This is a genomic window from Tatumella terrea, from assembly GCF_039523755.1.
Lineage (GTDB): Bacteria > Pseudomonadota > Gammaproteobacteria > Enterobacterales > Enterobacteriaceae > Tatumella > Tatumella terrea.
In genome coordinates, this window is the sequence record NZ_BAAAFX010000014.1 from 156,516 (window position 1) to 178,307 (window position 21,792).

The window sequence follows — 21,792 nt, forward strand, 5'->3', positions numbered from 1 at the left end:
CTGCGCCAGTCCATTGAATACCCTTTCCCCTCTGCCGCCTGAGCGATTTTCACCGTAAAGGCTACAATTGTTACTTCTGATTTATGAACAAAGGATGTTTTATGTCCGCATTACATGCCCAGACATTGCAGCAAAAACGCCACCTGATCATCAGTACCTTACTGAATGAGCCTTCTCTCATTTCGGCACTGCTGAAAGGTGTTTCTGATAATCCCCGTTTAGCTGCTGATGCTCATCTGAGCGCAAAATGCCAGTTACTGGAGGCCGCATGCCGCGATCTGCATGCGGCGGATATGGCCGATATCCTGGAATCATTACCGGAAGATGCCCGCCAGGCTCTCTGGCAACTGGTGCCGGTGGAACGTCGGGGACAAATTCTGGTTGAGGCGGCAGACAATATCCGTAAAAGCCTGACCGATGGAATGAGCGATAAAGCGCTGTTACGGGCCATTGAACCACTGGATCTTGATGATCAGGCCTGGCTGGCCCGTTTTTTATCCCGGGATCTGACCGGACGCCTGTTAACCACCCTGAAACCGCGTCAGCGTGCCGACCTGTTAAACATCATCAGAAACGATGTCGACGGTGTGGCCCGGGTGATGGACTTTAATTTTATTACCGTCCGCGGGGATATCCGTCTCGGGGTCGTCCAGCGCTTTTTACGGCGCAAAGGAAAAATCCCGGCAGGAACCGATAAGCTATTTGTCACCGATGATAAAAACACCCTGCTGGGTGAACTGATGCTGACCGATATTTTACTCCATAACCCGGAACAGCAGGTCAGTGAAGTTATGAACAGAGACCCGGTCACGTTTCAGCTGGAAGATAAAGGGGAGGATGCCGCCAGTGCGTTTGAGCGTTATAACCTGATATCTGCAGCAGTCACCGGTGCCGGACAGCAGTTAATCGGTCGTATTGCTATCGAAGATATTATCGACCTGGTAAATCAGAAAAACGAAAACAATATTCGTAATATGGGGGGCGTCAGTCAGGAAGAAGATGTGTTTGCGCCGGTCACTAAAGCCGTACGTAACCGTTGTGCCTGGCTGGCACTGAACTTATGTACCGCCTTTGTGGCATCCCGCGTGATTGGTCTGTTTGAAAATACCATCGCTCATCTGGTGGCACTGGCAACGCTGATGCCGATTGTCGCCGGTATCGGAGGAAACACAGGCAACCAGACCATTACCATGATAGTCAGGGCGCTGGCACTGCGTCAGGTCGAGCCGGGGAACTTTTCCTTTCTGTTTTTGCGTGAATTAGGGGTCGCCCTGATCAATGGGATTTTATGGGGCGGGATGATGGGGGGGATCACCTGGCTGATGTACCATGACCTGGCGATGGGCGGCGTTATGATGCTGGCCATGATCCTGAATTTACTGCTGGCAGCCTTTATGGGCGTGATGATCCCGCTGATTATGACCAAACTGAAGCGCGACCCGGCGGTCGGGTCCAGTGTACTGATCACGGCAATGACCGATACCGGCGGCTTTTTTATTTTCCTGGGACTGGCAACACTCTTTCTGCTGCATTAAAAAAAAGCCCCCGCTGTGCGGGGGCTCATAGCTGACGTCAGTTACTTACCGTCAAGAGAATACGCGATGACGTAATCTCCGCGATCAGGTGACTGACGCGCCCCGCTGGCCGTGATAAGAATATATTGTCGGCCGGTTTTCGGAGAAATATAACTCATCGGTCCCCCCTGGCTGCCGACCGGTAAGCGGGCTTTCCATACTTCTTTCCCGGTCGAACTGTCAAATGCTCTCAGGTAGTAATCCTGAGTACCTGCGATAAACACCAGCTCGCCTTGTGTGGCCAGAGTACCACCCAGGGTAGGCATACCGATCGGCATTTTCATCTTCATTTTAATACCGAAAGGACCGGTATCCTGTACCGTCCCTACCGGGACCTGCCAGACGATTTTCCGCGTATTCATATCGATAGCACTCAGCGTACCGAATGGCGGCGCCTGACAAGGAATTCCCAGCGGAGACATAAAGCGGTTCTTATTCACCGAATAAGGGGCCCCTTTCATCGGCACCGCGCCCATCCCGGTATTCACGGCCTCCCCGCCGGTATTCACCCCGGTTTGTGCTTTCGGATCCGCTTTAATCAGCTGTTGCCATAAGCCCAGACGCATATCATTCACGAAGATATAGTGATTGACCGGGTCGGTAGAAATACTGCCCCAGTTCATCCCCCCCAGTGATCCCGGGAAGCTCAGTGAAACATCCGTCCCGGGGGCGGTGTACAGCCCGTTATAGCGCATTGATTTGAAACTGATACGACAGACCAGCTGATCAAACGGCGTGGCCCCCCACATATCTGATTCTTTCAGTGTCTGTGCGCCAATCTGTGGCATTCCGACCGAACGTGGTTGCGTATAGCTGTACTGTTCACCCGGGATCCCACCTCCTTTCACACTGACATTTTCAACTTTAGTCAGCGGCTGACCGGTCAGGCGATCCAGCACATAAATCTGCCCCGCCTTGGTACCGACCACCACGGCCGGTTTTTCGATACCCTCACTGGTTTTAAAATTAATCAGGCCAGGTTGCATGGGAATATCAAAGTCCCACAGATCATTGTGGACGGTCTGATAGACCCATTTTTCTTTACCTGTGGTCGCATCTACCGCCAGAATGGACGCACCGTATTTATGATCCAGTGGAGTACGGTTTGCCCCCCAGATATCCACCGAGGAACTGCCCATCGGCATAAAGACGGTGTTCATCGACGGATCATAGGACATCGGTGCCCAGGAGTTCGGGGTACTGCGCGCGTAATGTTCACCCGCTTTCAGCACCGCATTCGGATGATTATTTCCGGTATCGAATGCCCAGCGTAACTGACCGGTGACCACGTCATAACCGCGGATCACGCCGCCCGGCATATCGGTACTGACGTTATCGGAAACTCGTCCGCCCACCACAACCGTCGTGCCTGCCAGTGTCGGTGCTGAAGTCAGCACATACTGCGGGTCCGGTGCATGGCCCATGCCTTCCAGCAGGTTAACCGTCCCTTTGTTACCGAAGTCCTGACAGAACTGGCCGTTATCGGCATTCAGAGCAATCAGGCGGTCATCGATGGTATTCATCAGAATACGACGCTGACATCCACCGGCATCCACCGCGGCTACCGGTGCCGGCGGAACACTGCCCGGAACGGTTGGCTGAGGAACCGGCTGTGTGGCATCAAAATAGGCCAGACCACGGCAACGCATCCATACGGAAGATTTTGCGTTGATTTCGGCTTTCCAGATCTGCTTGCCGCTATCGGCATCAACGGCAATCACGTTATTGTGCGGAGTACACAGGAAGACTTTATCCCCGACCTGCAGAGGGGTTTGCTGGTCTTCCGCACCGTTGCCATCCGGGCTCAGCGGCGTATCGCCGGTGTGGAAGGTCCAGGCCGGTTTAAGTTCAGAAATGTTATTACGGTTGATTTGATCCAGCGCGACAAAGCGGCTGCCACCCGGCGTATTGCCGTAGTTTTCCCAGTTTTTCTGCATCTCATTTTTAGCCACCGGGATAAGGGGTCTCTCCTGCCCTGAAAATTCCACCGGGTCATGAGGAACAAACATGCCGGCAAAGGCCGCAATAAACGCGGCAATGGCAAGCGCCCCCGGTACATAGGCCCATTTCCAGGCAGAAGAACGGTTTTCATAATGACGTAACGAAGGCAGCAGGAAAAATGCCAGAATCGCCAGGCCACCGGGGAACATCAGACGGGAGATTAATGGCCAGAAATTTAAGCCTGCATCAGCGATAGCCCAGACGAGCGTGCCCAGCATCGTCAGCAGATAAAGTGCTGCACCTGACGAGCGCAGACGAAGAAGGAGTACCCCGCTGATCAGCATAAACACACCGGAAATCAGGAAATACCCGCTTCCCCCCAGGCTAACGAGCCTGACGCCGCCAATAATAAAAAACAGGGCCGTCGCGATCAGCAAAAGGCCGAGAATCAAGCTCCCCAGCCTTAACCAAAGTGGTCTCTCTTTTGATAATAATTTCATCATGTAACCCCTGAAAAGAAATAGCCCCGGGAGTATATATTTAAAAACACAAAACAAACATAAATAAAACAAATGAAAAACAAAACCACAAAACAATTACAAACAGAGAACAGGTCGCTGAAAAATCGTCTCTGCCAGGCTGTCTGACCGACAGACAGCGTCGCGATTTAATCTTCAGAGATACTATTGTGTTATGATCTTGTGATGTATTTTTCAGGAAATTATCATCTTATGAAATCATCACTCCGCGCCCGCCGCCGCAATTTACTGCTGTTATGCGTTCTCCTGATCATCATCGCAGGGTGGTTCTGGCCTAAAAAAGTTTCCCCGGAATCCTACAGTTATTACAGTTCTCTGCTCTGTCTGATCGTCGGCAACCCGCAAAATACCCCGAACGGGAATTTACCCACGGTAATGAAAAAGACGGTGGCACAGTCGGATTCAGATTACGCACTCACTAAAACAAAATATGACGATGCTGCTGCCGATGCCGTCATAAAACACTGGAAAACACTGAGCAGCGAACAGCAGCAACAGGCAAGGCAGGACAGCACTGTCTGCCGTCAGTTAATGCATTCCGGTAACTAAAACACGATCAATGCTGAATTATTCCACCCGTTAGCCTATCCCGGCAGCCAGTGACGGGAGCTGCCTGCGGGGCCGAAGAGAAGTGGCGGAGGTAAGGGTCTGGCGGACGGGTTAACGCGGGATCACAGGTTACAGACCACGGAAACCCGCCCGGCTGAACTCATACCATAAAGTGAGCGGTTTATATCCGTTGGCTATTCAGGCCGGAGTCCGGCACTTCACCGGACTCAGGCCGGTAAGTTTCAGTGTTATTCTCCCGCGGTAATTTTACGCCGTAAGGTCAAACCTCACGGTGCGTTACCCACCGGGTGATCAGGAATGCGGCAATGGCAAAAAAACCGCCCACCAGAGTTGCTTCAACCCGGTGTTCAGCAATACCGGTTTCCGGTGCGGTAAAACTGGAAATCATAAACACTACCGTCATAGTGATAAATGCACTATACAGCCAGTAACACTTAGATATCAGTGAATAAGATAAGGTGAAAGAGATAAACCCTGTCACCATAAATGCGGTGACAAGAAACCACGGGTGCTGAAAATAGGTAATCAATAACGCTGCGGTAACGCCCCCCAGTAACGTTCCTGTCACACGGCTCCGGGCACGGCCAAAAGTATCCTGGTAATTATTACGTAAACACAGCAACAGTGTCATACCTGCCCAGTAGCCATTCGGCATGTGAAAGAACCGTACCGTACTCATTACCGCACACATCGCCATCACGCCGGTCAACACGGACCATTGCAAATGTAATTTATGCCGGTAAAGAAAGGCGTTATGTTTGAGGAATGTCAGCCACGCGCGCGGGTTAAGGTTTTTCAACCTGAATGAGGTATGCTGGTAGACAATAGCCAGGAAAAACATTTGTATCATGCCACCCAGCCCTATCATAGCGGCCCTTCCCAGGTCCTGAGTTGCATTATCTGAATAATAGCCTGAGATAAGATATGCAATAGCCCACTGCTGTATCATCCACCAGGCACTGCTATCGATGTTGGCTATCATCACATACAGACCGGTATAAAATAGTGCACCTGCAATATAGAGCGGTACCACATTCCCTGCCATACTCCCCATCCAGGCCGATAACATCAGGCCTAATGTCGTGATAAGCATCATCACAAAGGTAGATCCGCCCCAGGACTTATTTGCACCGAATGCAAGGGTCATCGCACCGCTCGCGGCAATGCTCGCCGCCGGAACGTGCCCTGAGAGTAAGCCCGTAACAGAGATGGCTATCATGACCGGGAGGCAAAACAACCCCAGCCGGATGTCATGTTTGATTTGATCAGACAGGTTCATAGAGTTAAATATTCCTTTCAGAATCATGATGATTCGGCTGATAATTATGAGGTAACATAGATACCTGTCAATGGAAGCAATCCTTCGTAGCTCCTGTAAAATCCTCACGATTTTTAGTTAAATTCTATTGTAATTCAATTGGTTGATTAAAAAAACTTTCTCTCCCTTATCCTCGTTCACCTCTGCGGAGAAGAGTCTAAGAATGATCATTTTTTACTCAAGGCGTATAGGGTAATGAAAAATAATTGTTATAAAAATAGCATTTTTTGACAAAACTAAAAACTGTACAAGATTATATTTGCTGTACAAGTTAATCGGAACTGTACAACTTTGCGGGTGAACAACACAGGCAAACAAGCAGGTTCGGCGATGAACGACTAAAGGGGCATACCATGCGTCAGAATGTAATCAGTCCGGGTAGTGCAGGTGAAATCATCAATTATTTCAACGGATCGGCAGAGTTTTCACAGCAGGAAACGCTGGGCCAGATCGTGTTAGAGATCCTTAGCGAAGGTAAAAATATCAACCGTAAAGCTCTGTGCGGCGCATTACTCGCCCGTATTGACCATGCGGCGACCGAAGATGAAGGGCAACATTATCAGAAGCTAATTGGATTACTGATGTAATTACTCAGGTTCCGGAGACGGGTAAATTATGAATGAATTATTTTGTTCATTCTTAGTTGTCTGAAAGATAAACTTTATTCCCGAAAAGGATATTCAGAATATCAGCGATGCGAAAATACTCACAGGAAAAATTAACTGAAATCGTCCTCGGCGAAGCAGTCATGTCTTTACTGGAAGTAAATGCGCCGTTGAATGGTTCTGCTTTAGCTCGCCGTATCAGGCAAATGATAACAGTGGAAGTTAATCCTGAGCGTAGTCACGCACTCTGCTGCGCGCTGGCAGAGGTGAAAGCCAGCCTCTCTTCAGCGAGAGAAGCTGAGCCGAAGACTACATCAGCTATTCCGGCTTCAAAAGATATACAAAAACATTAGTTCCGGTATTCGCTTTTATCACTAAAGACTGATGACAGGTATGGAGCCTGGCTCTGACCTGCATCGTAAACTTTACGGCTGAATACATTTTTCAGCCTCTGGTCAATTAACCTAATGGATAATAACGTGCAACAGACTACTCATGAAGCAGAGATTACTCGTCACTTTCGTAATGCAGGCGATAAATTAACCGCAGAAACGGAAGTTCTCGACGCTGTTATCGCAGATATCGTGATGCATGGCAGAAAAGTGACGAATAAAGCTATTATCCTTTACCTGATCGCCGAGCTTGAAAATACCTCTGATCCTGTTCAGCTGGATGTTTTACGCGGTGCCCTTGAAATTATCGTCGCGAAAACACCGGATGATAAAAACATCTGAGTCATAGCGCTCAAAGATTAGGATTACGGTAACAGAAAAATAAAAAGGCTGCCTGTTGAATATCTATTCAACTCAGGTGGCCTTGTTATTGCCTATCGTAATGCCTTGCGGAAAAATCGCGTTCAAAACGCCTTCTCACATGACCTTTCTTCAGCGGTTAAGTTAACCTCCGAAAGATTACGGCACTCATCTACCTGTCTATTAAATTGACTGGTCAGGATTGATTTCGCCTGTAAATTCCATTATGGATCCCCTGCCCCCTAAAATATATACCTCAACGAGGATTTTTCGGGAGATTTCATTTTCACATTATCATTAATAATGACTGTCATTATTAAATTAGCGAGTGAATTTTTAATACTGATCATTCACCTGTTCACTCTCTTTACTCTCTTTACTCTCTTTACTCTCTTTACTAAACAGGCATTGTCTGTAAACGATTTAAAAAAACCGAATATCTTCCCAGATTATAGAGTTATGCGCTGATTTAACTTACCCACTCGTGCGGAAACTTTCAGAATGAATTTTCACTCGCTTACCTCTGTATTACATTTTGATCTTATCTTCTTTCCGTACTTATATCTTTCATATTTATTTACACGGGGCTTATTTTATTACCTTCTGATTTTTTAGATCACCCTTCTCATTGATACTAAAATCAACGCGATATTTAATCCCGTTAATGATATAAAGAAGATTATAATCTGCAGTTTTTTAAGATCAGCAACAATGCAGGTGTCAGGGAATTCCCTGTCAATATTATCCTCATAAGCTAACGGGTTTTGATACTGATCAGCTGAATAACTCAGTGAATAATAACTCAGATGATCACCCGGTGAGGAACGAATACATAGGTGTTGATCCACAATACGTACCTCTCCTGGGTGACGAAAGACCAGCCTGTCACCCGGACCACAACCGGTTATGATAAACATCACCAGGAAATAGCTATATTTTTTCATTACGGAAACCTCCGGAGAATAATTTTATATTTTTCCAACAAAAATGTGTCAGATTCTTTTCTGTTTTTTCCCGCTATAGCTAATAATATTATGACACTTCCCGTACAGTGAATTAATTAGCAACCAGTAGCCGGCAACGATACTTGCCTGCTGCACCATAGAATATCGGGATAACAGCCCCTGATTCAGATCATATTCGTAACTTACTCCCCATGAGATCAACCCCCTTATCCTGACATTCATTCCCCGCTGATGCTGCCGGACATGCATCATTTAATGTAAAAATAAATGCTTTAAATCAATCGTCTCACGTGAGTAATCATCGCGATAGATATGCGTTTCGAACCACATTTCTCCATCGGGAGTTATTGCTGTGCTGTATTATCTTCCTGCAATCCGAATGGCAGATAACTCCCATGATGTACCCATACACGGTGGTATTGAATACTATGGCCAAAAATCTCCTTCGCCAAACGTATCTCGCCCGGTGTTAGTAACCGTAATCCGTTACGTTTTAACATTATTCTCTCCGCCTGATACAATTTTAAATTACATTAATCCTTAACGCTGATAGTGGCAAAGTTCTTCACCCGAATCCATGAAGCAGACCTCATAATAATAAAAACAGTAATTTACTGATATTAACTCAGTATCTGAAACATTCTTATCATTAACTGTTAATTAATAAGCCTCTGGTTTTACTATGACGGCTAATCACCCTCTCTCTAAAATATTTTTATGATGTGACAGGTAAGTTACTCATCAGAAAAACCATAAACAGGATCCTTATTTCCTTTTGTGCCCGGTTAAAATAACAATTTTGCTGCTCTCCAAACTATTGTATCGTCGGGCCAAAACGGTATCACTGGCCCCGGGCCTTATCAGGCCAGCGACGTCAGCCCTTGCATCCAGAAACGACTGAGTTCACTTGCGGAAATATGGGTGGCAGGTAACAGGGGTTCTGGTTGTGCGGAAGATTCAGTAAAAAACTTACCCGCGAGTTCTCTTCCCACCCTTTGGGCCGCTGAGGTCTTAAGGTTCCTCTGTTGATAAAATCTTTGCAGCGCGGTTTCCGGTTCATCCTCCGTCTTCAGTATCAGAGAAAGATGCCATGCATCTTCCAGCGCCTGACAGGCCCCCTGACCGGAAGTGGGTAATGAGGCATGGGCTGCATCGCCGATAATTACTGATAAATCATCCCTTCCCCACAACCTCTGTCATATTTTTCCACCCGTAATCAGAACCCGCCAGACAAAGAAAAAGCCCTCTGTGATAAGGGCTTAGACGTATTCCATGTTTTAACATGGAGGTTACTGTCGACACTCACTTATTTTCAGCTTCGGGAGAATGATGATTAGCGACTAAAAATCTGCCCGCCGGTCGGCTCCGGACAAGGAAAGGTTACGGGTAGGTTCTGAAGCAAAGTGGCTAAGGCCGGAACAGAAGTACTATACGCTGAATGTCCTGCCGGATGTATCCCGTATCAGTGTCCGGCAGGAATTCGACCGAAGGGTCAGATAGCAGAAGATAGCGTATTTCCGCCGGGACAGTCTGAATCTTCGCAGCTAACCTTAGCCACAGGCCTGTCACTGCACATATGCCGGTATTGTCAGATCCTGATACCTTAGCTTATGCCGGAATTTTTATCTGAAACAGGTGTATTCCTTCCTCCACCTACCTGCAGATGACGAAAACTTTCACTACAACTGTCTAGACCCCATAGTCCACGTGTTTATTTTCTATATCGGAGTAGCTGGGACGTTGTTTTACATAAGCAGGAAAATGGGCAACGAAATTAAATCCGGTCTGTAAATTTTTCCACAACATATCCAGACAATAAAAGATCTTAACTATGTCACCAACCTCGTCACCGATAACCCGCGTATTCTGTAATCCCGTCACTGAATCAAAAAACACGGCCATGAGCCGGCTGGCGAACTCCCTTTTGACGATATAACCGGATGCCGTCTGAGAATTTATCACCCGATAAAAACCTGCCTTTTTATCTATGATACTGACAGGAATGGCCTGATTATGTGATAAAAGGAAAACATCCCATCGATCAGCAATACACAGCGCTTTGTTCAGGTCTGCTAAAAAATCATCTTTATTGATAATCTCAAAGTCATCTTCAAACACCAGCAGATATGGACATACTGACTCAGATAAATATCTGGCGATAAGGTTAGCATGGCTCAGACTTGCCCCAAGCTCACCAAACTCAGGCTTATAATAAGCTTTAAAGAATGAGTCATCATCTGCCGTTATGCCTGAGAGTGAAAGCTCCGCCAGACATTCAGCCTTACGATCATACCGATGCTCAAGGTTAATAATTTTCAATAACACATCACCGCCAGACATCTCACCTCCACAGGATTGAACAGAATGCCGACAGTATTTCACTGATGGTTCATAGTCTATCTGATGAAAAGAGCGTGCTTTATGCTCCGTCGGCTTCCCCGGCAAAGCTGTAATCACTGTTTTACCTGCAAAACACATGGCCCTGTGATCGGGGAGTGCCTTTAAAAACAGTAAAGCTACTTACCCAACTGATGTCTCATCATCCTGAAACGTCACTTTAGCGTCCGGACAATGTGGGATTTGCAACGCCAGTAAACTGATAAAGTCCCGTAAAGCCGCACGCCGGTATCTGCTTTTACTTATGCTCAGTGAGCCGGGATAGCCTTCAGCAGGCCAGGCAATCTGCGTCACTCAGGGGAGAGTTTTGGGGTAAAAAAAAGCCCGCAATGCGGGCTTTACAGGAATTATGCTTTTACGTGCAGGCTGTTGCCAGACGCGAAATCATTCCCACTCAATCGTGGCCGGGGGTTTACCGCTGATATCGTAAACCACACGGGAGATCCCGTCGATTTCGTTGATAATGCGGTTAGAAACACGACCCAGGAAATCGTAAGGCAGGTGTGCCCAATGCGCCGTCATAAAGTCGATGGTCTCGACGGCACGCAGAGATACAACCCAGTCATACTTACGGCCATCACCCATAACGCCTACCGAACGAACCGGCAGGAAGACGGTGAATGCCTGGCTGACTTTGTTATACAGGTCGGCTTTGTGCAGTTCTTCAATGAAGATAGCATCGGCACGGCGCAGCAGGTCGCAGTACTCTTTCTTCACTTCACCCAGAACACGTACACCTAAGCCCGGCCCCGGGAACGGATGACGATACAGCATGTCGTAAGGCAGGCCCAGTTCCAGACCAATTTTACGCACTTCGTCTTTAAACAATTCTTTCAGCGGCTCCACCAGCCCCATCTTCATCTCTTTCGGTAAACCGCCCACATTGTGGTGTGATTTAATCACGTGCGCTTTACCGGTCGCGGATGCCGCAGATTCGATAACATCCGGATAGATAGTGCCCTGGGCCAGCCATTTCACGTTATCCAGTTTCAGTGCTTCTTCGTCGAAGACTTCAACAAAGACGCGACCGATGGTTTTACGTTTGGCTTCAGGCTCATCGATGCCTGCCAGCGCGTCCAGGAAGCGGTTTTCTGCAGGCACATGCACGATATTCAGACCGAAACGATCACCGAACATCTCCATCACCTGCTCTGCTTCATTCAGACGCAGCAGACCGTTATCCACAAACACACAGGTCAGGCGTGAACCGATAGCACGGTGCAGAAGCAGCGCCGTCACTGAGGAATCCACCCCACCGGATAATCCCAGAATCACCTGATCATCACCGACCTGCTCGCTCAGACGGGCAACCGCGTCATCGATAATTTTCGCCGGCGTCCACAAGGCTTCACACTGACAGATATCGATGATAAAGCGTTGTAACAGCGCCATCCCCTGACGGGTATGTGTCACTTCCGGGTGGAACTGTACGCCGTAGAAACGCTTCTCTTCGTTCGCCATAATGGCAAACGGGCAGGTTTCCGTACTGGCAACGGTGACAAAATCATCAGGGATAGCCGTGACTTTGTCGCCGTGGCTCATCCAGACATCCAGCAGGGGCTGTCCGGCCGCATTCAGAGTATCCTGAATACCTTTCACCAGTGCGCTGTCTGTTTTAATTTCGACCTGAGCAAAACCGAATTCACGCTCTGAAGAGCCCTGAACTTTACCCCCCAGCTGCATTGCCATGGTCTGCATACCATAACAAACACCCAGTACAGGAACGCCGGCGGTAAAGACATATTCAGGGGCACGCGGGCTGTTTTCTTCGGTGGTGCTTTCCGGGCCGCCGGAAAGAATAATGCCGTTTGGATTAAACTGGCGGATCTGCTCTTCGGTAACATCCCAGGCCCACAGTTCACAGTATACGCCCAGTTCACGGACACGACGTGCCACCAGCTGCGTGTACTGAGACCCGAAATCGAGGATCAGAATACGATGTTTATGAATATTTTCCGTCGTCATTACAGTTTTCCAGGCAATAAATTTACTTAAAACGCCCGGCATGACCGGGCGATGAGGATAAGAAAGAGATTAAGAGCCTGTACGGTAGTTAGGCGCTTCTTTGGTGATGGTTACATCATGAACGTGGCTTTCAGAGATACCCGCGCCGCTGATACGAACAAATTCAGCTTTGGTACGCAGGTCATCAATCGTCTGACAACCGGTCAGACCCATACATGAACGCAGTCCGCCCATCTGCTGATGGATGATCTCTTTCATACGGCCTTTGTAAGCCACCCGACCTTCAATACCTTCCGGGACCAGTTTGTCCGCCGCGTTATCAGTCTGGAAGTAACGGTCAGAAGAACCTTTAGACATGGCACCCAGTGAGCCCATACCACGGTAAGATTTGAATGAACGTCCCTGGTAGAGTTCAATCTCACCCGGAGACTCTTCTGTCCCGGCCAGCATTGACCCCACCATCACGCAGGAAGCTCCTGCGGCAATCGCTTTAGCGATATCACCGGAGAAACGGATACCACCGTCGGCAATGACAGGAATACCGGTTCCTTCCAGGGCGTCGACAGCGTCTGCCACGGCTGAAATCTGAGGAACACCGACACCGGTCACAATACGGGTGGTACAGATTGACCCCGGGCCGATACCTACTTTAACTGCGCTCACGCCTGCGTCAGCCAGCGCTTTCGCACCGTTAGCTGTCGCGACGTTACCGCCAATAATTTCCAGGTCAGGATATTTCGCACGGGTTTCACGGATACGTTGCAGAACCCCTTCAGAGTGACCGTGAGAGGAGTCGATCAGCAGAACATCAACACCTGCAGCCACCAGCGCATCTACACGCTCTTCGTTACCGGCACCGGCACCGACAGCTGCACCGACACGCAAACGCCCCTGTGCATCTTTACAGGCGTTAGGTTTACGTTCAGCTTTCTGGAAGTCTTTTACGGTGATCATGCCTTTCAGATGGAATGCAGCATCCACCACCAGCGCTTTCTCGATACGCTTTTCATGCATCTTCTGCAGAACGACTTCGCGGGATTCACCTTCTTTCACGGTGACCAGGCGCTCTTTCGGCGTCATCACTGCAGAAACAGGCTGGTTCAGGTCAGTCACGAAACGAACATCACGGCCGGTAATAATCCCGACCAGTTCATTTTCGGCGTTCACCACCGGATAGCCGGCGAAACCGTTGATTTCGGTCAGGCGCTTAACGTCCAGCAGTGAAGTCGTCGGCAGTACGGTCTGAGGTTCAGTCACCACACCACTTTCATACTTTTTCACTTTACGAACTTCGTCGGCCTGACGATCGATAGGCATGTTTTTATGAATAAAGCCGAGACCACCTTCCTGTGCCAGCGCAATCGCCAGACGGGCTTCGGTGACGGTGTCCATTGCTGCGGAAACCATCGGAATGTTTAAACGTATATTTTTAGTCAGTTTTGTACCGAGTTCTGCGGTGTTCGGCAGGACGGTAGAGTGAGCAGGAACGAGTAAAACATCGTCAAATGTGAGGGCTTCTTTAATGATTCGTAGCATAGCAATATCTCGACCTGGAAGTGATAAAATATTGCCGCGGCATTATACAGGGGGGAACCGTTTGCCTCCAGCTTTTTTTATAAAAAACTCTTGATACTTCATTCAGGCAATGTAGTATCGGCTAATTAACCCGCTGATTTATTATTTGATCTTCATCACATGTTGAATGACGAAAACACCAAAATTTTCTCAGTCAGTCGCCTGAATGCGACCGTCCGCCGGTTGCTGGAACATGAGATGGGTCGTGTCTGGCTGACTGCCGAAATATCTAACTTTACCCGGCCGGCTTCGGGACATTGGTACTTTACCCTGAAAGACGATAACGCTCAGGTGCGCAGTGCCATGTTCCGTAACAGTAATCAGCGGGTCAGCTTTCGGCCGCAAAATGGTCAGCAGGTGCTGGTACGCGCCACAGTAACCTTATATGACCCGCGGGGTGATTATCAGCTGATCGTCGAAAGTATGCAGCCTGCCGGTGAAGGGCTTCTTCAGCAGCAATTTCTTGAGCTGAAAACCCGGCTGGATACTGAAGGCCTGTTTGCCACACAGCATAAACAGCCACTCCCCTCGCCTGCGGGTCAGATCGGGGTCATTACCTCTGCCAGCGGCGCGGCTCTGCATGATATTTTACAGGTGTTACGCCGCAGGGACCCTTCTTTACCGGTGGTCATCTACCCTACCGCCGTGCAGGGTAACGAAGCGGCTTCCGGGATCGTCCGGGCTATTGAGCTGGCTAACCAGCGCCGGGAATGTGATGTCCTGATTGTCGGTCGTGGGGGCGGCTCTCTGGAAGATCTGTGGTGTTTTAACGATGAACGTGTTGCCAGAGCTGTTTTTGCCAGTAAAATCCCGGTCGTAAGTGCAGTGGGTCATGAAACCGACGTCACCATCTGTGATTTTGTGGCTGACCTGCGCGCACCAACCCCGTCTGCTGCCGCCGAACTGGTCAGCCGTAACCAGACCGAACTCCTGCGTCAGTTGCTGTCACAGCAACAGCAAATGGAAATGGCGATGGATTACTATCTGGCACGCCGTCAGCAAAACTTCAGCCAGCTCGGACACCGGCTTAACCAGCAGCATCCGCAATTACGCCTTTCACGCCAGCAAACGCTGTTATTACAGCAGCAGCGTCAGCTACAGTCGGCCATGCAGCAACAGTTGCAGCAGCATAGCCAGCATTTTGAACAGCTCTCACAACGTCTACAGCGCCGTCAGCCACAGCCGCTGATCTATCAGGGGTCGCGGCAACTGAGCGAAGCCCGTTATCGCTTGCAACAGGCACTGGAAAAGAAACTCAGTGGCACCCGGCAGCGCTTCGGGACCCTGGCCGTACAGCTGGAAAGTGCCAGTCCGCTGGCAACACTGGCGCGCGGGTTTAGTGTGACGACCGCAAGTAACGGGGATGTCATCAAAGAAACCCGTCAGGTACAGACGGGAGAGACCCTGCGAACACGCCTGAATGATGGCTGGGTGGAAAGTGAAATCACGGCGATTACCCCCCAAAAAGCGGCCAGGCGTCCGCGTAAACCCCGCGTCCCTTCCGCAGAGTGATCTTACCCATACTGAAAACCACGACCGGGGCCCCGTCTGCCGGCAGAAACGGCTCTTTGCTTTTCTGTATGAAACCGGGGATCAGCGAGCCCGGTATGTTATCAGGCGCGTTGCAAACCCTTTTTATCTTTAAGGCCTCCTGTCACGCAGCACGCATTTCGCCAGCCTGACAATTGCGCTTCTCACAACCAAAACGAATGAAACGGCCTTGCGTAGAGATTCCGGTACGCACGGATGAATGAATCGTGTTTCGGTCCTGTGCCGCTGCCTTACGGCACAGAAGTGAACCATCGCAGCTATTGACCGGTCATACCACTTATCAAATCCGAAACCGGATGATAAGGCCTTGCGTAGAGATTCCGGTACAGGGCCGTCCGGGATTACCGGTATCGGTGTTTATCCCGGAGGCCGATGACTGAACTAAGACTGATAGTCGCGAAGAAACACGGTCAGGACATCTTTCGGGGCAATGCCGCCGCTGCTCTGAATCAGCCAGCCAACCGCGCCGCGGTGATAGGTTCCGTGAAACAGGATATGATTAACCATGTCCATCAACTGCATTTCGCCTTCACCGCCATCGACAAAAGTAAAGCGGATCACTTTCCCGAATTCCTCTTCAGATAGTGCAGAAATAAACGCGATATACTCGTCAGTGCTCTCCCTGAAGGCTGTCATCAGTTCTTCCGCTGTCGGGGTTTCCGGGGTATTCAGGGCCTGATAACCATGTGCACGGCCGGCGATATTGGCACGGAATATCCGGTCCACCACATAAATATGGTTCATCAGACGAAGCATCAGATGATGCTCTTTCGGATACAACGCCGAATCGATCCCTGTTATCGCGTCCAATGTCGCGGCATCTGCCCAGCGCTTATAGGCCAGTAGTTTAATCAGTGTCTGTTTGTCCATCACTCATCCCTTTTCATCTGTGTCTCGTTACCGGGTTTCTCTGCTCCGGCCCGCGGTACCACCGTCGTCCGGGACTGTAAGCCGTGCTGCGGGCAGAAATAATCGACAGCCCCGCACGCCTTAAGAACCTCCAGCGCCTGATGGCAGACCGGGCAGCAGGGTTGCTTAAGATAGTGTCGCTGACACTGCGGACAGATAAATTCATGATCTTTTTCCGACAACGGGATCTGACAGTGAAGACAGACAGAGTTCATTATTTTCTCCGGGGCATAAAAAAGAGGACCCTCAGGCCCTCTCAATCAATTAACGCTTATTCTTTTTCAGATGCGACATCAGACGCTGACGTTTACGCTGCTGGGTTGGCGTCAGCAGGTTACGTTTACCGGCGTACGGGTTTTCACCCTCTTTAAACTGGATACGGATCGGCGTCCCCATCACATTCAGTGAGCGACGGAAGTAATTCATCAGGTAGCGTTTATAAGAATCCGGCAGATCCTTCACCTGGTTACCGTGGATCACCACAATCGGCGGGTTATATCCCCCGGCATGGGCATATTTCAGCTTCACACGGCGACCACGAACCAGCGGCGGCTGATGGTCTTCTTCTGCCATTTTCATAATACGCGTCAGTAACGAGGTGTTCACACGACGTGTTGAGCTATCGTAAGCCTCGGTAATGGACTCGAACAGATTACCCACGCCGCTGCCATGCAGTGCAGAGATAAAGTGAACACGGGCAAAATCAATAAAGCCCAGGCGATAATCCAGCGCTTCTTTGACTTCGTCTTTAATTTCCTGAGAAAGGCCGTCCCACTTATTGACCACAATCACCAGTGATCGGCCGCTGTTCAGAATAAAGCCCAGCAGTGACAGGTCCTGATCGGAAATCCCTTCGCGTGCATCGATCACCAGCAGTACCACGTTGGCATCTTCAATCGCCTGCAACGTTTTGATCACGGAGAACTTCTCAACCGCATCATTGACTTTACCACGCTTACGAACGCCGGCGGTGTCGATCAGCACGTACTCACGCTCATCACGTTCCATCGGGATATAAACGCTGTCACGGGTCGTGCCAGGCATATCGTAAACCACGACACGGTCTTCACCGAGAATACGGTTGGTCAGCGTCGATTTACCCACATTCGGGCGTCCGACAATCGCCAGTTTAATCGGCAGTGTTGTCGGGTCAAAATCGTCTTCCTCATCTTCAGGGATCAGATCCTGCTCTTCAGCTTCCACCGCAGCCCAGTATGCTTCGTTCTCTTCTTCTTCAGTCAGCGGTTCGCTGACGGTTTCTTCTGCCCAGGGTGACAGCACGGTTTCCAGTAACTGCGTGACACCACGACCGTGAGATGCCGCAATCGGGTGAATTTCCCCCATGCCCAGCGAGTAGAAGTCGACAACGGCATTATCCGGGTCCATACCGTCGGTTTTGTTAGCCACAAGGAAGGTGGCTTTTTCACGGGCACGCAGATGACGGGCAATCTGCTCATCCGCTGGCATAACCCCGGCACGGGCATCGACCATAAACAGCACGACATCCGCTTCTTCGATAGCCATCAGCGACTGCGCGGCCATCCGGGTTTCGACCCCCTCTTCGGTGCCATCAATACCGCCGGTATCAATAACAATGTATTCCCTGCCTTCAACTTCAGCGCGCCCGTATTTACGATCACGTGTCAGACCAGGGAAATCCGCTACCAACGCATCACGGGTACGCGTTAAACGGTTAAAAAGTGTGGATTTTCCTACGTTGGGACGTCCAACCAGCGCGACCACAGGTACCATAATAAAGCCTCATGACAAAAAAAATCGACCGAATCCGATGATTATAACGATTCCTGATACAGAGTTCAGGCAATTAACAGGAAAAACTGTCGGCCGAAGAAAAACGAAACGGCCCCTGCATCACAGGAGCCGTCATTAACAGGTATTTGACTACCGGATTTTTACTTATCCCTTAACGGGTAAAGGCATAAACCTCGCCGTTTTTCGCCTGAATTAACAGCTTATCACCGGCGACGACCGGCTGGGTCTGGAACCCGGAACTGTCAACTTTCTGCTGAGCGACAAAACGACCATCGGTGGTATCCATCCAGTGCAGATAACCTTCGCCGTCACCCACCACCAGGTAGCCATTATACAGCACCGGGGAGGTCAGGTTACGGTGTAATAAACCGCTCTGACGCCAGATTTCAACACCACCGTCGATATTAACCGCATCGACGCGGTCATTCTGATCCACCAGATAAATACGGCCATTATCGACAACCAGGTTTTTAACCCCGCCGATATCGCGTTTCCAGATGATCTGGCCCGAGCGCAGATCCAGCGCAGACAGGGAACCGTTATACGCCAGCGCATACACCACACCATTAACGATAACCGGCGTGGTATCAACATCACTCAGACGATCGATTTCGGTCGCACCGCTTGGCTGGGAAATACGTTGCTGCCAGATAATCTGTCCCTGATTCATGATAACCGCACTCACGCGCCCGTTATCACCCCCGATAATCGCACCGCCGTAAGCGGTCGCCGGAGCAGATTCACCACGCAGAGAGAGTGCCGGCACGTCCAGGTTGACCACCCATTTACTGGCACCGGTGCTCTGGTCCAGCGCCTGGAACATACCGTTGCTGGTATGGATCAGCACTAAACCATCGCTGACCACAGGACGGGATAACGCTTCGCCAGCCACCTGGGTCTGCCAGGCAACCGCACCATTACTGCTGTTCAGGGCGAAGACTTTACCGTGCTCTGTACCAATATACAGCAGGTTACCCTGAACCGTGATCCCGCCGGATAACAGCGCCGGAATATTGGAAGAGAAGAAGCCGGTACGGGTGGAAAGATCAACTTTCCATTTCTGTTTACCGGTATTCGCATCCAGAGCTTCAACAATACCGTAGCGATCAGCCGCATAGACAGTATTATCCTGCCATACCGGGTGCAGATTCGAATAAAAATCACCCACACCATCGCCAACCGATTTATCCCACACCATTTTAGGGGTGAACTGATTTACTACTTTTGGCAGGGGTGCCATTTTTACGACATCTTCTTCGCCACTGAATAGCGAACAACCGCTGAGCAAAGTGACCGAAACGAGTCCCGGCAGCAGGTATTTACGTAATTCCATGCGCTCTCTCTTTACTGGCTTAGCTTAAATTATTCAATTTCATTTGCATCATCTGCTTCAGAGCCGGTGATGCATCAGAATCAATACCTTTACTCCAGGCAGCGCGGGCACCCTGCTTATCGCCTTTACTGAGCAATGCTTCGCCACGGATATCCGCACTCAGTGCCGTCCAGCTATCGCCTTTAATGCTGTCCAGAGTCTTCAGCGCATCGTCCGCCTGGTTTTGTTGCAACTGCAGACGGGCGAGACGTAAACGCATGACTGCCTGAAGATTCGCATCATCGCTGTCTTTCAGCCCCTGCTCCAGTTGCTGAGTCGCTTTATCCAGGTGACCACCGTCGACATACACCTTAGCCAGGTTCATCGCTGCCAGAGCACCATAAGAGCCGTGAGTCTGGTTCACAAAAGCAGCGAGCGCATCCAACGTTTCCGGCTTATCTGCATTCATGGCTTCAGATAACTGTTGGTAACGGGCCGACGTTTCCAGGGCATTACTTTCCTGATGACTGACCCAGATACGCCAGCCACCCAGGGCGGCAATACCGATCACCAGGCCAGCGGCCAGCGCTTTACCGTTGCTGGTAAAGAAGTTTCTGAGAGCAGCAGTTTGCTCTTGTTCGTTGCTGTAAACTTCCACGCAATCCTACTCCTGTTAAAACTTAATACTTATCCCTGGCTTACTGCAGTGCGCTCAGTAAAAACCCGGAGACGTCATTCCGGTCAACGGTTTGCTGGTCGCCGGAGCTCAGATTCTTAATCACAACCTGCTGGTTGGTGACTTCATCTTCACCTAACACCAGGGCCAGTTTTGCGCCCCACTTATCCGCACGGGCAAACTGTTTTTTAAAGTTTCCGCCGCCAAAGTTGGTCATCAGTCTAATCTCCGGAGCCGCATCGCGGACTTCTTCAGCCAGCTTCATCGCCTCTGACTGGACACCTGCGCCGGAAGAGATAACATAGACATCCACTTTGCGGTTCGGTTCAAATTCCGGGTTAACGGCCTGAACTAAAAGTACCAGTCGTTCCAGACCCATCGCAAAACCGACGGCTGGCGTAGCCCGGCCACCCAGCTGTTCAACCAGGCCGTCGTAACGGCCACCGGCACAGACTGTGCCCTGGGAACCCAGGCTGGTTGTTACCCACTCAAAGACCGTACGGTTATAATAATCCAGACCACGGACCAGGCGCTGATTCACAGTATAAGCAATACCGACGTTATCCAGCAGCGCACACAGACCATCAAAATGTTCACGGGATTCAGCATCCAGATAATCACCCAACTGAGGCGCATCGTTCAGGAGTTGCTGGATTTCCGGGTTCTTACTGTCCAGTACCCGCAGCGGATTACTGTACATGCGACGCTGACAATCTTCATCCAGCGCGTCTTTATGTTGTTCCAGGAAGGCGACCAGTGCATCCCGATAGGCGGCACGGGCTTCAAGTGAACCGATGGAATTCAGCTCCAGGCTGACATGGTCAGCAATGCCCAGCGCTTTCCACCAACGGGCGGTCATCATAATCAGCTCTGCATCGATATCCGGTCCGGTCAGACCAAAGACTTCTGCGCCAATCTGATGAAACTGACGGTAACGCCCTTTTTGCGGACGCTCATAGCGGAACATGGGTCCGATGTACCACAGACGTTGTTCCTGATTATATAACAGGCCGTGTTCAATACCTGCACGGACACACCCGGCGGTCCCTTCAGGACGCAGAGTCAGGCTATCGCCGTTACGGTCGTCGAAAGTGTACATCTCTTTTTCGACCACATCGGTCACTTCACCAATCGCGCGTTTAAAAAGAGGCGTTTGTTCAACAATCGGCAGACGGATCTCACTGAATCCGTAACCTGCCAGTACCTGTTTCAGAACCTGTTCAATTCGTTGCCACAGTGCGGTATCTGCTGGCAGATAATCGTTCATTCCGCGGATAGCCTGGATATTCTTTGCCACGTCAAAATCTCTTAACACAAAAACCTGTCCGGCATCATACCCTATAGGGCTAATACCGCACAGGAGCAATCAT

19 protein-coding genes are annotated in these 21,792 nt (G+C 49.9%); 6 read left to right on the top strand and 13 right to left on the bottom strand.

What is annotated here, in order from left to right:
- The first annotated feature begins 101 nt into the window (after positions 1-101).
- On the top strand, positions 102-1,535 hold the full coding sequence (locus tag ABD035_RS11205; RefSeq protein WP_343870205.1) for a magnesium transporter: 1,434 nt from the start codon (positions 102-104) through the stop codon (positions 1,533-1,535).
- 41 nt (positions 1,536-1,576) lie between these two features.
- Here ABD035_RS11205 and ABD035_RS11210 read toward each other — a convergent pair whose 3' ends face one another.
- Positions 1,577-4,015, bottom strand: coding sequence for a glucose/quinate/shikimate family membrane-bound PQQ-dependent dehydrogenase (locus ABD035_RS11210; RefSeq protein WP_343870320.1), 2,439 nt, complete (start codon positions 4,013-4,015; stop codon positions 1,577-1,579).
- A gap of 231 nt (positions 4,016-4,246) precedes the next feature.
- Here ABD035_RS11210 and ABD035_RS11215 point away from each other — a divergent pair, with 231 nt between their 5' ends.
- A complete protein-coding gene (locus ABD035_RS11215) occupies positions 4,247-4,603 on the top strand; it encodes a hypothetical protein (RefSeq protein ID WP_343870207.1) in 357 nt (118 codons plus the stop codon).
- Between the two features lie 280 nt (positions 4,604-4,883).
- On the opposite strand, the gene ABD035_RS11220 is transcribed toward ABD035_RS11215, so the two are convergent.
- The gene (locus tag ABD035_RS11220) at positions 4,884-5,903 is read right to left on the bottom strand and encodes an FUSC family protein (protein ID WP_343870210.1); all 1,020 of its coding nucleotides are present in this window, start codon (positions 5,901-5,903) and stop codon (positions 4,884-4,886) included.
- A 392-nt stretch (positions 5,904-6,295) separates the two neighbouring features.
- On the opposite strand from ABD035_RS11220, the gene ycgZ reads away from it, so the two are divergent.
- The 3 genes from ycgZ (at position 6,296) to ABD035_RS11235 (ending at position 7,281) form a co-directional block, all read left to right on the top strand.
- Positions 6,296-6,529 carry a regulatory protein YcgZ gene (gene ycgZ / locus ABD035_RS11225; protein ID WP_212713289.1) on the top strand — a complete coding sequence of 78 codons (234 nt, stop codon included), beginning with the start codon at positions 6,296-6,298 and terminating at the stop codon, positions 6,527-6,529.
- A 107-nt stretch (positions 6,530-6,636) separates the two neighbouring features.
- Complete coding sequence (locus tag ABD035_RS11230; RefSeq protein WP_343870213.1) at positions 6,637-6,900, top strand: hypothetical protein; 264 nt, start codon at positions 6,637-6,639, stop codon at positions 6,898-6,900.
- Positions 6,901-7,026: 126 nt separating this feature from the next.
- Positions 7,027-7,281, top strand: a complete 255-nt coding sequence (locus ABD035_RS11235) for a biofilm development regulator YmgB/AriR family protein (protein WP_343870216.1) — start codon at positions 7,027-7,029, stop codon at positions 7,279-7,281.
- Positions 7,282-7,910: 629 nt separating this feature from the next.
- Here ABD035_RS11235 and ABD035_RS11240 read toward each other — a convergent pair.
- The 5 genes from ABD035_RS11240 to guaB form a co-directional block, all read right to left on the bottom strand.
- Entirely contained in the window at positions 7,911-8,243 is a 333-nt protein-coding gene (locus ABD035_RS11240; RefSeq protein ID WP_343870218.1) for a putative T6SS immunity periplasmic lipoprotein, read from the bottom strand.
- 881 nt (positions 8,244-9,124) lie between these two features.
- The gene (locus ABD035_RS11245) at positions 9,125-9,454 is read right to left on the bottom strand and encodes an FAD-dependent monooxygenase (protein ID WP_343870220.1); all 330 of its coding nucleotides are present in this window, start codon (positions 9,452-9,454) and stop codon (positions 9,125-9,127) included.
- A 499-nt stretch (positions 9,455-9,953) separates the two neighbouring features.
- Entirely contained in the window at positions 9,954-10,604 is a 651-nt protein-coding gene (locus ABD035_RS11250; RefSeq protein WP_343870222.1) for a hypothetical protein, read from the bottom strand.
- Between the two features lie 441 nt (positions 10,605-11,045).
- The gene (gene guaA, locus ABD035_RS11255; RefSeq protein WP_343870224.1) at positions 11,046-12,626 is read right to left on the bottom strand and encodes a glutamine-hydrolyzing GMP synthase; all 1,581 of its coding nucleotides are present in this window, start codon (positions 12,624-12,626) and stop codon (positions 11,046-11,048) included.
- Between the two features lie 69 nt (positions 12,627-12,695).
- Positions 12,696-14,162 (bottom strand): IMP dehydrogenase, encoded by a 1,467-nt coding sequence (gene guaB / locus ABD035_RS11260; protein ID WP_212713280.1) that lies wholly within the window; start codon positions 14,160-14,162, stop codon positions 12,696-12,698.
- Positions 14,163-14,321: 159 nt separating this feature from the next.
- Here guaB and xseA point away from each other — a divergent pair, with 159 nt between their 5' ends.
- Positions 14,322-15,713: an exodeoxyribonuclease VII large subunit gene (gene xseA, locus ABD035_RS11265; protein WP_343870228.1), complete on the top strand. Its 1,392-nt coding sequence runs from the start codon at positions 14,322-14,324 to the stop codon at positions 15,711-15,713.
- 420 nt (positions 15,714-16,133) lie between these two features.
- Here the strand turns inward: xseA and ABD035_RS11270 are convergent, their stop codons facing one another.
- The 6 genes from ABD035_RS11270 to hisS all read right to left on the bottom strand — a co-directional run bounded on the left by ABD035_RS11270 (position 16,134) and on the right by hisS (position 21,719).
- Positions 16,134-16,622 (bottom strand): DinB family protein, encoded by a 489-nt coding sequence (locus tag ABD035_RS11270; RefSeq protein ID WP_343870230.1) that lies wholly within the window; start codon positions 16,620-16,622, stop codon positions 16,134-16,136.
- Complete coding sequence (locus tag ABD035_RS11275; RefSeq protein WP_343870232.1) at positions 16,622-16,876, bottom strand: YfgJ family double zinc ribbon protein; 255 nt, start codon at positions 16,874-16,876, stop codon at positions 16,622-16,624. Before ABD035_RS11275 ends, ABD035_RS11270 begins: the two co-directional genes overlap by 1 nt.
- A gap of 49 nt (positions 16,877-16,925) precedes the next feature.
- A complete protein-coding gene (gene der / locus ABD035_RS11280; RefSeq protein WP_212713276.1) occupies positions 16,926-18,413 on the bottom strand; it encodes a ribosome biogenesis GTPase Der in 1,488 nt (495 codons plus the stop codon).
- Positions 18,414-18,585: 172 nt separating this feature from the next.
- Entirely contained in the window at positions 18,586-19,767 is a 1,182-nt protein-coding gene (gene bamB, locus ABD035_RS11285) for an outer membrane protein assembly factor BamB (protein ID WP_343870237.1), read from the bottom strand.
- 19 nt (positions 19,768-19,786) lie between these two features.
- Positions 19,787-20,404 (bottom strand): YfgM family protein, encoded by a 618-nt coding sequence (locus ABD035_RS11290; protein ID WP_343870239.1) that lies wholly within the window; start codon positions 20,402-20,404, stop codon positions 19,787-19,789.
- Between the two features lie 40 nt (positions 20,405-20,444).
- Complete coding sequence (gene hisS, locus ABD035_RS11295) at positions 20,445-21,719, bottom strand: histidine--tRNA ligase (protein WP_212713273.1); 1,275 nt, start codon at positions 21,717-21,719, stop codon at positions 20,445-20,447.
- Between the last annotated feature and the right edge of the window lie 73 nt (positions 21,720-21,792).